The organism is Asanoa hainanensis, assembly GCF_900188485.1.
Taxonomy (GTDB): domain Bacteria; phylum Actinomycetota; class Actinomycetes; order Mycobacteriales; family Micromonosporaceae; genus Asanoa; species Asanoa hainanensis.
Window position 1 is genome coordinate 111,873 of sequence record NZ_FZPH01000018.1, and the last position, 13,781, is coordinate 125,653.

A 13,781-nucleotide genomic window follows, 5' to 3' on the forward strand; every position below is an offset into this window, starting at 1 on the left:
GGGCGCGTCCCACCTATCGGCGTGGGCGCCAGCCCAGCGGCGTGGGTGTGCTGGTCGGCCGGGCCGGCGGCGCGCTCTGGATGGGGCTGGCGCACGGCGTCGGCTGGATGGTTCGCGGTCTCGGCCGGCAGGCCGCCACGGCCCGTGAGCTCGACCCTGAGCACCGCCGCGACGGAGCCGGCCTGCTGCTGCTCGGCCTCGCGATCCTGACCAGCGTCGCGGTGTGGTTCTCCTCCGCCGGCCCCGTCGGCCAGCGGATCGAAGACGGCATGCGGCTGTTCATCGGCGCGATCGCCGTCGCGTTGCCGGTGCTGCTGCTGTTCTGGGCGGTCCGGCTGATGCGGCCGCTGGTCGAGCCCGAGCACCGCGGCCGGGGCCTGGTCGGCTGGGGCTCGGTGCTGATCGCCGCGGCGGCCATCCTGCACATCAGCCAGTCGCCCATCGACACCGCGCAGCGCGACCACGCCGGCGGCCTGATCGGTGCCGCCGTCGGCTCCGCGCTCGAGCGCGCGTTCACCCAGTGGGTGGCCGTGCCCCTCCTGGTCCTCCTGCTGTTCTTCGGCGTGCTGGTGGTCACCGCGACCCCGATCAGCAAGGTGCCGGAGCGGCTCGGCCTGCTGGTCGCGGTGTTGCTCGGCCGCCCGCTGCCGGCGGAGCAGCTGCCCGCGGAGCCGTTCGACGACGATGACGAGGAAGACGAGCTGCCGGTCGCCCGGCGCAAGCCCGCCCGCCGCCGGCAGAGCACCAAGGTGCTGGGCCTCGGCGACGACGACGAGCCGTTCGGCGACGACGACGAGGTCGTGCACGACACCGTCGCGCTGCCCCGCACCAAGTCGAGCAAGCCGAAAGTGCGCACGAAGGCCCCGGAGCCGCCCGCGCACTCACCGCTGCCCACCCGGGCCGAGCAGCTCGCGATCGACGCGGTCGAGGGCGCCTACCTGCTGCCGCCGTCGAACCTGCTGCGCGGCGGCAGTGCGCCGAAGACCCGCAGCAAGGCCAACGACGAGGTGATCGCGGCGCTGACCGGCGTCTTCGAGCAGTTCGACGTCGACGCGGCGGTGACCGGCTACACCCGTGGGCCGACGGTCACCCGCTACGAGGTGGAGCTCGGCCACGGCGTCAAGGTCGAGCGGATCACCCAGCTCTCGCGCAACATCGCGTACGCGGTGAAGTCGCCTGACGTGCGGATCCTGAGCCCGATCCCGGGCAAGAGCGCGGTCGGCGTGGAGATCCCCAACTCCGACCGGGAAGACGTCGCGCTCGGCGACGTGCTGCGCTCGCACGCGGCGACCTCCGACAACCACCCGATGCTGGTCGCGCTGGGCAAGGACATCGAGGGCGGCTACGTGGTGGCCAACCTCGCCAAGATGCCGCACATCCTGATCGCCGGCGCGACCGGGGCGGGCAAGTCGTCCTGCCTCAACTCGCTGCTGGTCTCGATCCTCAGCCGGGCCACCCCCGACGAGGTGCGGCTCGTGCTGATCGACCCGAAGCGCGTCGAGATGACGTCGTACGAAGGCATCCCGCACCTGGTCACGCCGATCATCACCAATCCCAAGAAGGCGGCGGACTCCCTCGACTGGGTCGTGCGCGAGATGGACATGCGCTACGACGACCTGGCCGCCGCCGGGGTACGCCACATCGACGACTACAACCGCAAGGTGCGGGCCGGGCAGATCAAGCCGCCGCCGGGCAGCGAGCGGGAGATCCGGCCTTATCCCTACCTGCTGGTCGTCGTCGACGAGCTCGCCGACCTGATGATGGTCGCGCCGCGCGACGTCGAGGACTCGGTCGTCCGGATCACCCAGCTCGCCCGGGCCGCCGGCATCCACCTCGTGCTGGCCACCCAGCGCCCGTCCGTCGACGTGGTCACCGGCCTGATCAAGGCCAACGTGCCGTCGCGGCTGGCGTTCGCCACGTCGTCGCTGGCCGACTCACGGGTCATCCTCGACCAGCCCGGCGCCGAGAAGCTGATCGGCCGGGGTGACGGGCTGTTCCTGCCGATGGGCGCGTCGAAGCCCGTGCGGATCCAGGGCGCCTGGGTCAACGAGTCCGAGATCACCGACGTCGTCAACTTCTGCAAGAAGCAGCGTGAGCCCGAGTTCCGGCCCGACGTGCTGACCAAGGTCGAAGACCCGAAGAAGAAGATCGACGAGGACATCGGCGACGACCTCGACCTGCTGGTCCAGGCGATCGAGCTGGTGGTCACCTCGCAGTTCGGCTCGACCTCGATGCTGCAGCGCAAGCTCCGGGTCGGCTTCGCCAAGGCCGGCCGGCTGATGGACCTGATGGAGACGCGCGGCATCGTCGGGCCGTCCGAGGGCTCGAAGGCGCGTGACGTGCTGGTCAAGCCTGACGAGCTGGAGGAGGCGCTGGCCGGTCTCCGCGTCGAGTGAGCCGGGCGACCAGGCTGACCGCCGACACGATGGTCCAGGTGCCCTCCAGGAGGAGGAAGCCCCAGGACTGTTGGCCAGCGGCGATCACCGCGAGGATGCCGGCGCCGACGATGTTCAGCACGAGGTACGGCACGGAGTGGGCGTCCAGCTTGTTGAGCTGGGATGCGGCGAAGCCGGCGAGGATGAGCAGCGAGCCGAGGATCTCGACCAGGTCCAAAATATGCATGATGTGGTGCGCTGCCGTCTTTGCTCGACCGGGTACGGAGCGCCACTCGTCCGGGGTCGGCGCGGGGTGGCGCCGCCAATCCCAGACCCTAGCGGGGTTTGTCCACCCCGGTCGGTGGGATTGGTCACCGCGTGGTTGTTTGACCTCAACCAAGGTTCAACATCGAGGATTGATCCTGTGCCATTGCTGTTGACCGATGCCGACGTCGCCGCCCGGCTGGACGCGGCCGCCGCAGTCGCCGCGATGCGCGACGCGCTGGTCGCCGCGCACGAGGGCCGGCTCATCGCGCCGCCCCGGGCCAGCGCCGTCCTCGAGGGCGGCCGCCTGGTGATGACCGCCGGCCACCTCGCCGACGAGTGGTACGGGTTCCGGTCCTACGACACCTTCGGGCACGCCGACGGCGAGCAGCTCGTGGTGCTGCACGACGCCCGCGACGGGCGGATCCGGGCCATCGCGGTCGGCGAGGAGATCGGGTCCCGGCGCACGGGCGCCCTCGGCGGCGCGGCCGTCGACCTGCTGGCCCGGCCCGACGCCACCACGATCGGGGTGATCGGCTCCGGGCGGCAGGCGTGGACCCAGCTCTGGGCCGCCGCGGCGGTGCGGCCGGTGCGCGGGGTGCGGGTGTTCAGCCGTTCGGCTGCCCGCCGATCGGCGTTCGCCACGCGGGTGTCCGCCGAGCTGGGAATTCCCGCGACTGCTGTCGACTCGGCCGCCGAGGCGGTGCGCGGGCAGGACGTGGTGATCGTGGCCACGACCAGCGAGCGGCCGGTGCTGGCGGCGGCCGATCTGGCGCCCGGCGCGCACGTCAACCTGGTCGGGTTCAAGCAGCGTGGGCGGGCGGAGTTCGGCCTCGACCTGCTCGATCGGGCCGCTTTGATCGCCACCGACTCACCGGCGCAGGCCGGCGCGTACGAGCCGCCGCTGATCTGCCCGACCCGGGACCTGCGCTCGCTGGGCGCGGTCGCGGCCGGTGTGGCTCCCGGGCGGGGCTCGGTCGAGGAGCTCACCGTGTTCCTGTCCGTGGGACTGGCGGGCACCGAGGTGTTTCTGCTCGACCGGGTCGCCGCGCTGCAGAACGTCGCCTGAGGCCCGCGAAAACGGCCCGGTACCCTCGTTAGGTGTCCGCTTCCTCCTCGACCGACAGCGCCCGTCGCCGGGTCGCGCTGCTGACCCTGGGCTGCGCCCGCAACGAGGTCGACTCCGAGGAGCTGGCCGCCCGGTTGCACGGCGGCGGCTGGGACGTGACCACCGATGGCGAGGGTGCCGACGTGGTCCTGGTCAACACGTGCGGTTTCGTCGAGAAGGCCAAGCACGACTCGATCCAGACGCTGCTCGCCGCCGCCGACACCGGCGCCAAGGTGGTCGCCGCCGGGTGCATGGCCGAGCGCTACGGCAAGGAGCTGGCCGACAGCCTGCCCGAGGCCGAGGCGATCCTGAGCTTCGACGACTACCCCGACATCGCCGCCCGGCTCGACGCGGTGCTGGCCGGCGAGACGATCAGCCCGCACGTCCCCCGTGACCGCCGCGAGCTGCTGCCGCTGACCCCGGTCGAGCGCCGGGCCGCGGCCGTGGTGCAGCCCGGGCACGCGGTCGTCGACGAGCACACCCCGGCCCACCTGCGCACCGTGCTGCGCCGCCGGCTCGACACCGGGCCGGTCGCGTCGCTGAAGCTGGCCAGCGGGTGTGACCGGCGGTGCACGTTCTGCGCGATCCCCGCGTTCCGGGGTGCGTTCGTCTCGCGTACCCCCGACGAGCTGTTGGCCGAGGCCGAGTGGCTGGCCGGCACGGGGGTCCGCGAGCTGGTCCTGGTCAGCGAGAACTCGACGTCCTACGGCAAGGACCTGGGCGACCAGCGGGCGCTGGAGAAGCTCCTGCCGCAGCTCGCCGCCGTGTCCGGCATCGTCCGGGTGCGGGTGAGCTACCTGCAGCCCGCCGAGACGCGGCCGGGCCTGGTCGAGGCGATCGCCACCACGCCCGGCGTCGCGCCCTACTTCGACCTGTCGTTCCAGCACTCCAGCGAGCCGGTGCTGCGGCGCATGCGGCGGTTCGGCTCGACGGAGCGGTTCCTGGAGCTGCTCGCGTCGGCCCGGTCGCTTTCTCCCTCGCTCGGGGCGCGGTCGAACTTCATCGTCGGCTTCCCGGGCGAGACCCGCGCCGACTTCGACGAGCTGGTCCGGTTCCTGACTGAGGCGCGGCTCGACGCGATCGGCGTCTTCGACTACAGCGACGAGGACGGCACCGAGGCGGCCGGCTTCACCGACAAGGTCAAGAGCGCCACGATCAAGCGGCGGTACGACAAGCTGGCCGCGCTGGCCGACGAGCTCTGCTCGCAGCGGGCCGAGGACCGCGTCGGTGGCACGGTCGACGTGCTGGTCGACACCGTCGACGACGGCGTGGTCGAGGGCCGCGGCGAGCACCAGGCGCCCGAGGTCGACGGCTCGACCACCCTGGTCGCCCCCGACGACGGCTCGGTCGACCTGGCCGCGCTCCGGCCCGGCGACCTGGTCCGGGCCCGCGTGGTGTCGTCCGAGGGCGTCGACCTCGTGGCGGTCCCCGTCGAGATGCTGAGCGCGGCCCCGTTGTCGCCGGGGGTCCGCGGGTGACCGGGGCCTCCGACCCCGCACCGACGACCGTCGCACCCATCCTCAATGCCGCCAACGGCCTCACTCTGCTGCGCCTCCTGCTGGTGCCCGTCTTCGTGGCGCTGGTGGTCACGTCTCAGCTCGAGCACGCCGGCTGGCGGATCGCGGCCTGCCTGACCTTCGCCTTCGCCTCGGCGACCGACCTGGTCGACGGCTGGATCGCCCGCCGCTACGGCCTGGTCACCCCGTTCGGCAAGGTCGCCGACCCGATCGCCGACAAGGCCCTGACCGGGGCGGCCCTGGTCCTGCTCTCGTTCTACGACGCGCTGCCCTGGTGGGTGACGGCGCTGATCCTGGTCCGCGAGTGGGGCATCACGCTGATGCGCTTCTGGGTGATCCGCTACGGCGTGATCGCGGCAAGCCGGGGCGGCAAGCTCAAGACGGCCCTGCAGATCTTGGCGATCGCCTGGTACCTGTGGCCCGTGCCTTCGGTCGTGCAGCCCGTCGGCCCCTGGATCATGGGCGCGGCCGTGGTGGTCACGGTCGTGACGGGCCTCGACTACATCCTCCAGGCGATCCGCCTGCGCCGGTCGGCCCGCCGAGCGGACCGCGTCGCGGCCAAGGATGGCGCCGGTTCCACGGATTCGGCAGGCTCGAAAGCCTGACCACGCCGCTTTGCTCTGCTTCCATATACGCATCGCCACTGGCGTCGGGCCGCGTGATGCGCATATGGAAGCAGAGCAAAAGCGCGGGGAAGGTCGGTCCGCGGGCACAATCACGGGGTGACCGAGTCTGCGCCGAGTCAGGCGGCGCCTGCCGTACAACTGCTGGTTGATCGGGGTGAGACCCTCGCCGTCGCCGAGTCGCTGACCGGCGGGCTCCTGGCCGCCACGATCGTCGAGGTGGCCGGGGTGAGCGCGGTGTTCCGGGGCGGGCTCGTGGTCTACGCGACCGACCTCAAGGCCAGCCTCGCCGGGGTGCCGGCGCCGCTGCTGGCCGCCCAGGGCGCGGTCGACCCCGACGTGGCCGTGGCGCTCGCTCGCGGGGCCCGTCGGGTCTGTGGCGCCGACTGGGGTGTGTCCACCACGGGGGTCGCGGGGCCGGACCCGCAGGACGGCAAGCCGGTGGGCCTCGTCTTTGTGGCGGTGGACGGGCCTGGCGGCCGTCGGGTCGACGAGTTGCGGCTTTCCGGTGGGCGGGCGGCGATCCGGGCGGGTGCCGTTTCCCACGCGCTGGAATCGCTGGTCGCGTTGCTGCGTTCGCCTATGGCGAACAGTGCCGGCTCCTGACGGGTCCGCGTCCCGGCGAGTCGCGGACAAAAGGGATTTCTGACACTTGGGGGTCCTCCCCTCACCCGGCGGGGCAGGATGTCGGGGAAGCGGAGAACGGGTACGGTTGCGGGAAGCCTTCGGCGTAGGTCGGGGCGACGACGGAGGGGGAGGTGCGAATGGTCCTGCTACGTCGGGTGATCGGCGACGCATTGCGCGCACGCCGGCAGGGGCAGCATCGAACCCTGCGCGAAGTCTCCACGGCTGCCAACGTGAGCCTGGGCTACCTCTCCGAGATCGAGCGGGGGCAGAAAGAGGCCTCCAGCGAGCTCCTCTCGTCGATCTGTGACGCCCTCGACACCCAGCTCTCTCAGGTGCTCCGCGAGGCCAGCGACACGCTGGCACTGGCCGAGCAGATGGAGGGCGTGCTGGTCGGTGTCGGCGGCGGCTCCGAAGAGAAGCCTCCGGAGCTCCAGCCGGCCCGCGTCGAGCCGCCCACGCCGGTGCTCGACCCGGCCAACGCGGCGACTCCCGAGCCCGCGGCCCCGGCCGCGCTGGCTGGTGCCGCCCGGGCCAAGGCTCCGGTCCAGCAGGTAGCCACCGACGGCAAGGTGTCCGTTTCCGTGCACCAGACCTCGCCGCTCAAGGCCACCCTGCGGGCCACCCGCAACACGCGTGGTCCCCGCGACCGCGACCGCGTCTTCGCCGCGTGAGCCCCATAGCAACCGGTTCTTACCGCGCGTACTGTGATCAATAGCTGCCAAGGCAGTGACCGGCTGGCGTGCGCCTGAGACGATGGAGCGAGCGCTGTGCTGCCGCACTGGTGTCACGGCGCAGGACCCAAGCCTGCCGGCTAGGCACGGACACGAGGGGATAACGCGGACATGGCGAACCCGTTCGTCAAGGGGTGGCGCTACCTGATGGCGCTCTTCGGCGCCAAGATCGACGAGTACGCCGACCCGAAGGTGCAGATCCAGCAGGCGGTCGAAGACGCGCAGCGCCAGCACCAGGCCCTGGTGCAGCAGGCCGCCGCCGTCATCGGCAACCAGCGCCAGCTGGAGATGAAGCTGTCCCGCCAGATGTCCGAGGTCGAGAAGCTCGGCTCGATGGCCCGCCAGTCGCTGGTGCTGGCCGACAAGGCCCGGGCGGAGGGCAACGAGCCCGAGGCGGGCAAATACGAGCAGACCGCGCAGCAGCTCGCGTCGCAGCTCGTCTCCGCCGAGCAGGGCATGGAAGACCTCAAGAGCCTGCACGACCAGGCGATCAACGCCGCCGGTCAGGCCCGCAAGGCCGTCGAGAACAACCAGATGATCCTCCAGCAGAAGCTCGCCGAGCGCACCAAGCTGCTCAGCCAGCTCGAGCAGGCGCGCATGCAGGAGACGGTCGCCCGCTCGCTGGAGTCGATGTCGTCGCTGACCGCGGCGCCGGGCAACACACCGTCGTTCGACGAGGTACGCGAGCGGATCGAGCGTCGCTACGCCAACGCCATGGGCCGGGCCGAGCTGGCTTCCAACTCGGTCGAGGGCCGGATGCTCGAGGTGCAGCGCTCGACGCTCGACATGGCCGGTGCCGACCGGCTCGAGCAGATCCGCGCCAGTATGGCTGGCGAGAAGCTCGGCAGCGCGTCCGAACGCCCGGCGGTGGCCGGCGCCGAAGCTGCCGGCGCACAGCAGGGCAACGGTGACCAGGCCGCCACCGAGGAGAAGGCCGACGTCGCCGGGATAGCGCGCCTCGACGAGCTGCGCGCGAGCATGTCCAAGGACAAGAACCCCGGCGGATCGAGCGCCGCCGGCTAAGACCTGGGGGACAGAAGTGGCCGACGCGCGGACCCGTTATTTCCGGCGACTCCGCCGGTTGCGTCGCTCCGCGCGCCGCTGGAGCGTGGCCGGCGCCGGCTTGGCGGGCGCGGCTGCTGTCCTGACTCCCTACGCCGGCCTGGGCCTGCCCGACGCCGCCTGGGCGGCCGCCGCGGGCGGCTCGCTGGTGCTGGCCGGCTGGCGCTGGGCCGACCTGCGCCGGCTGTCGGCCGAGCCGGCCCCACCGGCGCCGGACCCGGCCCTGGCCGCCGAGCGCACCCGCGCCCGCCTGATCGCCGCCGTCGAGTCGGCCCCCGGTGGCCGCTCGGCGTTGGCGGAGGTACGCCGCCAGAAGGGCCGCTTCGCGTTGCGCGGCAGCACGGCAGCGACCGGCTGGGACCGCCTGGACCGGGCTTCGTCAACCTTGACCAACCTCGCACCGCGACTGACCGGGATGGGCAGCGGCGCGGTCCTGGAGGCGGCGGTAGCGGAGGACTCACTGCGCGACCTGGCCCACCGGGTCTCCGGCATCGAGAAGGCAGTGCAGTTGGCCCCGCCGGACGCCAAACCAGGCCTGACCGAGGCCCACCGCGACCTGACGCAACAACTCGACGAAGGCGTAGCGGCCTACGAACGGCTCGTCGCAGCAGCGGCGGCCTACGTGGCCGAAGATGGCCGTCTCGGCACCACCCACCCGTCGGTCTCCCGCCTGACGGAAGCCAGCGACCTCCTACGCGGCGTCGCCTCAGGCCTATCCGAACTGCGCCAAACCACCCCGGACCCAATGCGCGCCGCTTCCTAGCCCACGCACCGCCCCGCCTTTGCCCGAAGCAGGGCGCTGCCCCGCGCTCGCGGTGCCCCTTTACTCAGGCTGAGGTCGCGCGGTTGGCCTTGCCGACACCGAGGTCCGACTGCATTGGCCTCTGTCCGCGCCTGGGCTCCGCGGTGCGCTGCGGCTCGCGTTCGGCTCCGGCTCGCGGTGCGCCCCGGCTCGCGGCGCGGGTGGTCCCTCGTTCCGCCACTCAGAGAAAAACCCCCGCGAGCCTGGCAGCGACGCAAAGCGAGCGGTGCGCGCGGGAGCGAGCGGTCGTGCCGACCGCGGACGCGCGTAAATGAATGAGCGTTCGTTCATTGTGGGTTGGCGATGAAAGCATGGGCGGTCGTGCCCACTGCGGACGCGCGAAATCAAAGATCGCTTGGTTTGGGTTGGCACCTCGGGCACCAATAGGTGACGCGTTCTCCCTGCTCGGCTTTTTGGATCGCGGTGGCGCAGCGGCGGCAGGGTTGCGCGCGGCGGCCGTAGACGTAGTTGGCGTCGCCCTTGCGCAGGGAGCCCGTGGTGGTTTGCAGCCAGCGTCCCCGGTTGCTGGCCAGCAGGCGTTGGGCGAGTGCGACCATGGCCGGCAGGTCCGGCACCGCGCGCACCGGGGTCCAGGGCCAGACGCCGCGCAGGAACAGCGTTTCCGCCTTGTAGAGGTTGCCGATGCCGGCCAGGTTGCGTTGGTCCAGCAGTGCCTCGGCGATCGCGGTGTCGGGGTGCGCGGACAGCCGCTCCACCGCCTCGGCCGGGTTCCAGTCGGCGCCGAGCAGGTCCGGGCCGAGGTGGCCGACCAGGTCCGACTCGCGGGCGGTGGGCACGAGGGTCAGGTCGTGCAGGTGGTAGCCGACCGCCACCGCGTCCGCCGTGCGGAGCACCACCCGGATCAGGTGTGCGGGCTTGGCCGCCCAGCGCTCGCCCGGTGCGTACGCCCGCCAGGCCCCGTCCATCCGCAGGTGCGAGTGCAGGGTGCGGTCGGCGCCCGCCGGGTCGCGCAGGCGCAGCAGCAGGTGCTTGCCGCGCGCGGTGGACTCCAGGACCCGCCAGCCGGTGAGCTTGGTGGTCGCGAGGCGCGGGATCCGGAAGTCGGACGCGGTCAGCTCGCCGCCGCCGATCGCGCGCTGGAGGGTGCGGGCCGTGTTCCAGACTGTGTCGCCTTCGGGCACGCTTCCATCGTGCCGCAAAGGCCGCCGTCAGCGCTCGACAGTGATCCGCAGCACGTCGCCGGGGCGTACGCCCAGGGCCGCGTCGGCGGGTGCGCCGTTGGCCGCGACCGCGACCATCCCGGCCGAGTCGACGAGCACCACGAGCGCTCCGGGTGCCGCGTCCGCGAACGTCTCGCCGATCACCGCCGGCTGGTCCGCGACCCGTGACGTGGAGCCGGCCGGCAGCAGGTCCGCCTGGGCGGCGAGTTGGACGTTGCCGAAGCGGTCGACGGAGAGCACCGTCGCCTCCAGCCAGCCGTCGCCCTGGCTCACCACGGGTTCCGGGAGGCGCACCAGGCCGGCCGGCTCGACCGCGGGGCCGGCATCGGCCAGCGGTGCTCCGCCGGCGAGCCGCGCGGCGACCGGGGCGAAGATGTCGCGGCCGTGGAAGGTGCGGGTCACGATCGGGGCGAGCCAGGCGGGGTTGCGCAGCTCGACCGCTTCGGTGACTCCGCCTAGCGCGTCCGCCGCCCGGATCAGCAGGCCGTTGTCGGGGCCCACGAGCAGGCCGCCGGGGGCGCGCAACGCGACTGGGCGCCGGGCAGTGCCCACGCCAGGGTCCACGACCGCCAGGTGTACGGCCGCGGGCAGGTCGTTCACGGTCTGCGCGAGGACCACCGAGCCCCGGGCGACGTCGCCGGGCGGCACGTCGTGGGTGATGTCGATGATCCGGGCCGCCGGGGTGATCTTCGCGATCGTTCCGTGGCATGCGGCGACGAAGCCGTCGAGCCGGCCGTAGTCAGTCGTGAAGCTGATCCACATTGGTCATTGACCTTCGATCGGCAGCTCGAGGCGGAGCTCGTCGCGGATGGGGATGCCGTTGCCGGCGACCGTCGGGATGCTCGGCTTCATCAGCCGGGCCCGGTCGACGGCGCCCGGGTCCACACCGACGATGCGCAGCCCGCGGCGCTGGTAGAAGTGCACGGCGCGGAGGTTGTCGTTGGTGGTGACGAGCCAGACCCGCTTGGACCCGGCGGCTCGGGCCTCGGCCACCACCGCGGCGAGCAGCGCCGTGCCCACGCCTTGGCCACTGGTGGCGGCCGCGAGGCTGACCACCTCGAGCGCGTCGCCGTCGACCCGCCACGACAGCGCGCCGGCGAACTTGCCGTCGGAGCCGACGGCGACCAGGGCCGGCAGCGTACGCAGGTCGATCGCCTCGTCGTGCGCGACCACGATGGGGCCGCCCCAGGTGCGCTGGTGGAACTCGTCCAGCGCCTCCCGGTCGTCGCCGTCGAAGGATTGGCGGATCTGCCAGCCGGTCGAGGGAAGCATCGGGCTAGGTTGGCACACATGCGCTTGTGCATCTTCACCGAACCGCAGTTCGGTGCCAGTTTTGCCGATCAGGTCAGGGCCGTTCGTACGACGGAGGACGCCGGTTTCGACGGCTATTTTCGCTCGGACCACTATGTGCACACGGACGGCGGCGAAGGTCTGCCCGGGCCGACCGACTCGTGGGTCACGCTGGGCGGCCTGGCACTGGAGACCTCGACGATCCGCCTCGGCACCCTGGTCACCTCGGCCACCTTCCGCCACCCGGGTCCGCTGGCGATCAGCGTCGCCCAGGTCGACGAGATGAGCGGTGGCCGGATCGAGCTCGGACTCGGTGCCGGGTGGCACGAGGCCGAGCACCAGGCGTACGCGATCCCGTTCCCGTCGATCGGCGAGCGCTTCGACCGGCTGACGGAGCAGCTGGAGATCCTCACGTCGATGTGGGCGACGCCGGTCGGGGAGCGGATGAACTACGCGGGCAAGTACTACAGCATCGTGGACTCGCCAGCCCTGCCGAAGCCGACCCAGTCGCCTCGCCCGCCGATCATCATCGGTGGCGCGGGCCCGAAGCGCACCCCGGCGCTGGCCGCGCGCTTCGCGGACGAGTTCAACGTGCCGTTCCGCTCGGCGGCCGAGGTGGCGCGGGTCTACCGGCTGGTCGACGACGCCTGCGTCTTCGCGGGGCGGGCCGACCTGCCGGTCAAGTCGGCCGCGGTGACGGTCGTGAGCGGACGCACGGACGCCGAGGTCCGGGCCCGCTGGGGCACGGACATCCTGGACACCGACTCAGGCGACGGCACGGTCATCGGCACGCCGAACAAGATCGTGAACGACCTCGGCGCGTACGTGGAGGCGGGCGCGACCCGGTTGTTCCTGCAGATGCGCGACCTGCGCGACCTGGACCTGATCGAGCTGATCGCCGCGGAGATCGCGCCGCAGCTCCCCTGACCGTCACTCGCCGGCGTCGCCTTGGGGGGAGGCGGTGCCGGCTGGCGCCGGGGTGGCCGGCGGCGTCGCGACCGGGTCCGGTTGGCGCGGGGCGGTGGTGGTCGGGGCGTTGGGCAGGACGATGCCGCGGATCGTCAGGTAGACCGCGTGCACGGCCAGGACGCGCTCGACCTCGTCGAGGATCGGGGCGAAGAACTGGTGCCGCTGTTCCGCGTCGATCATCGAGGTGACGGCGAAGTACATGCTCCCGAACCCGGCCAGCACCGCGGCGTTCTTCAGCAGCGCGACCGGGATCGAGCCCAGCATGGCCGGCTCCTCGCCGATCCACTGCTTGGCCGTCTCCCTGGTCACCATCAGGAAACCCAGCAGCACGAAGAAGCCGAACAGGCCGAGCCCGACCACGGCCGCCTGTACGAGCTGGCGCGTGGCCAGGATGACCAGCAGGTTCGTGACCTGGCCGTTGGCCAGCCGCACCGGCGCGAGCGGCTTCCCGTCCGGTGCCACGTCGGCCATGTCCACCATGGACAGCGGCGTGCGCTTGCAGGCGTGGCTGAGCCGGTCCGGACGCAGGTCGCGCTCGACCCGGCCGATCTCGTCGCGCAGCCGGCCGGCGCTGGCCAGGATGGTCACCGCCGCGAACAGCGCCAGCACCCAGCCGACCCGGTCCCAGCCGAGCCGGTGCATCGCCTGCCACAGCTCACCGGTGAAGAAGAAGAACAACGTCACGAACAGCAGCATCGGCAGCGCCCGCCCCTGCAGCCGCAGGCTGTTGCGCATGTCGTCGATGGCGTGCCGGACGGCACTGCGCAGCAGGGGCAGCAGGCCGTAGGTGACCACCAGGTAGCCGCCGGCGGTGGTCGCCACGGCGGCCAGCAGGTATTTGGTCACTCCCTCGCCGGACCATCCGTCTGTGAGCGCCGTCAGCGGCACGGCGGCCAGCAGGAGGGCGTACCCGGCCAGCAAGGTCCACGCGGTGAATAGCGAGAACCTGGGCATCCGCCGGCTCAGGGCGGCCAGCGCGGGCCAGGCGGCGAGGGCGGCGACGACGGCCGCGAGCCCGATCAGGTCGTGGGTCCGCCCTTCGGCGCCGGCGGCCAGCGAGCCGAACCAGGCGAGATCGACGACCGCGATCATGCCCAGGTACGGCGCCATGCGGGGGAGCACGTGCCGGCGGAAGTCGTACCCGGCGATCATCTGTGGCACGCCGCGCCGGACGAACCAGCGCTCGGTCTGCCGGACGAGGGCGCGGGATGCGGTGAGCGGCACGCACTGAT

At 72.1% G+C, this 13,781-nt stretch carries 13 protein-coding genes, 1 pseudogene and 1 riboswitch; of the genes and pseudogenes, 9 read left to right on the top strand and 5 right to left on the bottom strand.

Going from position 1 to position 13,781, the window contains the following annotated elements; all coding sequences use genetic code 11:
• Positions 1-80 precede the first annotated feature (80 nt).
• Complete coding sequence (locus CHC05_RS33475; RefSeq protein ID WP_425426882.1) at positions 81-2,396, top strand: FtsK/SpoIIIE family DNA translocase; 2,316 nt, start codon at positions 81-83, stop codon at positions 2,394-2,396.
• On the opposite strand, the gene CHC05_RS33480 is transcribed toward CHC05_RS33475, so the two are convergent.
• Complete coding sequence (locus CHC05_RS33480; RefSeq protein WP_089254638.1) at positions 2,347-2,622, bottom strand: CBU_0592 family membrane protein; 276 nt, start codon at positions 2,620-2,622, stop codon at positions 2,347-2,349. The two genes, CHC05_RS33475 and CHC05_RS33480, sit on opposite strands and share 50 nt — an antisense overlap.
• Positions 2,623-2,629: 7 nt before the next feature.
• A riboswitch (guanidine-III (ykkC-III) riboswitch) is annotated at positions 2,630-2,701 on the bottom strand.
• A gap of 98 nt (positions 2,702-2,799) precedes the next feature.
• Here CHC05_RS33480 and CHC05_RS33485 point away from each other — a divergent pair.
• From CHC05_RS33485 to pspM, 7 genes and pseudogenes are all read left to right on the top strand, one after another.
• On the top strand, positions 2,800-3,708 hold the full coding sequence (locus CHC05_RS33485; RefSeq protein WP_179266488.1) for an ornithine cyclodeaminase family protein: 909 nt from the start codon (positions 2,800-2,802) through the stop codon (positions 3,706-3,708).
• A 32-nt stretch (positions 3,709-3,740) separates the two neighbouring features.
• A complete protein-coding gene (gene rimO, locus CHC05_RS33490) occupies positions 3,741-5,225 on the top strand; it encodes a 30S ribosomal protein S12 methylthiotransferase RimO (RefSeq protein ID WP_089254640.1) in 1,485 nt (494 codons plus the stop codon).
• Positions 5,222-5,803 (top strand): annotated as a pseudogene (gene pgsA / locus CHC05_RS33495) (CDP-diacylglycerol--glycerol-3-phosphate 3-phosphatidyltransferase); the annotation flags it as partial. The gene rimO and the pseudogene pgsA, both read left to right, overlap by 4 nt.
• A 183-nt stretch (positions 5,804-5,986) precedes the next feature.
• On the top strand, positions 5,987-6,493 hold the full coding sequence (locus tag CHC05_RS33500) for a CinA family protein (RefSeq protein ID WP_089254642.1): 507 nt from the start codon (positions 5,987-5,989) through the stop codon (positions 6,491-6,493).
• Positions 6,494-6,651: 158 nt separating this feature from the next.
• Positions 6,652-7,185 carry a helix-turn-helix domain-containing protein gene (locus tag CHC05_RS33505; RefSeq protein ID WP_089254643.1) on the top strand — a complete coding sequence of 178 codons (534 nt, stop codon included), beginning with the start codon at positions 6,652-6,654 and terminating at the stop codon, positions 7,183-7,185.
• A gap of 171 nt (positions 7,186-7,356) precedes the next feature.
• Positions 7,357-8,268 (top strand): PspA/IM30 family protein, encoded by a 912-nt coding sequence (locus CHC05_RS33510; RefSeq protein WP_089254644.1) that lies wholly within the window; start codon positions 7,357-7,359, stop codon positions 8,266-8,268.
• A gap of 16 nt (positions 8,269-8,284) precedes the next feature.
• Positions 8,285-9,070: a phage shock envelope stress response protein PspM gene (pspM, locus tag CHC05_RS33515; RefSeq protein WP_089254645.1), complete on the top strand. Its 786-nt coding sequence runs from the start codon at positions 8,285-8,287 to the stop codon at positions 9,068-9,070.
• A 383-nt stretch (positions 9,071-9,453) separates the two neighbouring features.
• On the opposite strand, the gene CHC05_RS33520 is transcribed toward pspM, so the two are convergent.
• The 3 genes from CHC05_RS33520 to CHC05_RS33530 are packed head-to-tail and all read right to left on the bottom strand — an operon-like array spanning position 9,454 to position 11,562.
• Positions 9,454-10,251 (bottom strand): DNA-formamidopyrimidine glycosylase family protein, encoded by a 798-nt coding sequence (locus CHC05_RS33520; protein ID WP_089254646.1) that lies wholly within the window; start codon positions 10,249-10,251, stop codon positions 9,454-9,456.
• Positions 10,252-10,278: 27 nt separating this feature from the next.
• Complete coding sequence (locus CHC05_RS33525) at positions 10,279-11,052, bottom strand: SAM hydrolase/SAM-dependent halogenase family protein (protein WP_089254647.1); 774 nt, start codon at positions 11,050-11,052, stop codon at positions 10,279-10,281.
• 3 nt (positions 11,053-11,055) lie between these two features.
• Entirely contained in the window at positions 11,056-11,562 is a 507-nt protein-coding gene (locus CHC05_RS33530; RefSeq protein WP_089254648.1) for a GNAT family N-acetyltransferase, read from the bottom strand.
• A gap of 18 nt (positions 11,563-11,580) precedes the next feature.
• Here CHC05_RS33530 and CHC05_RS33535 point away from each other — a divergent pair, with 18 nt between their 5' ends.
• The gene (locus tag CHC05_RS33535; RefSeq protein WP_089254649.1) at positions 11,581-12,507 is read left to right on the top strand and encodes an LLM class F420-dependent oxidoreductase; all 927 of its coding nucleotides are present in this window, start codon (positions 11,581-11,583) and stop codon (positions 12,505-12,507) included.
• A gap of 3 nt (positions 12,508-12,510) precedes the next feature.
• Here the strand turns inward: CHC05_RS33535 and CHC05_RS33540 are convergent, their stop codons facing one another.
• Positions 12,511-13,773, bottom strand: a complete 1,263-nt coding sequence (locus tag CHC05_RS33540) for a hypothetical protein (protein ID WP_089254650.1) — start codon at positions 13,771-13,773, stop codon at positions 12,511-12,513.
• Positions 13,774-13,781 lie beyond the last annotated feature (8 nt).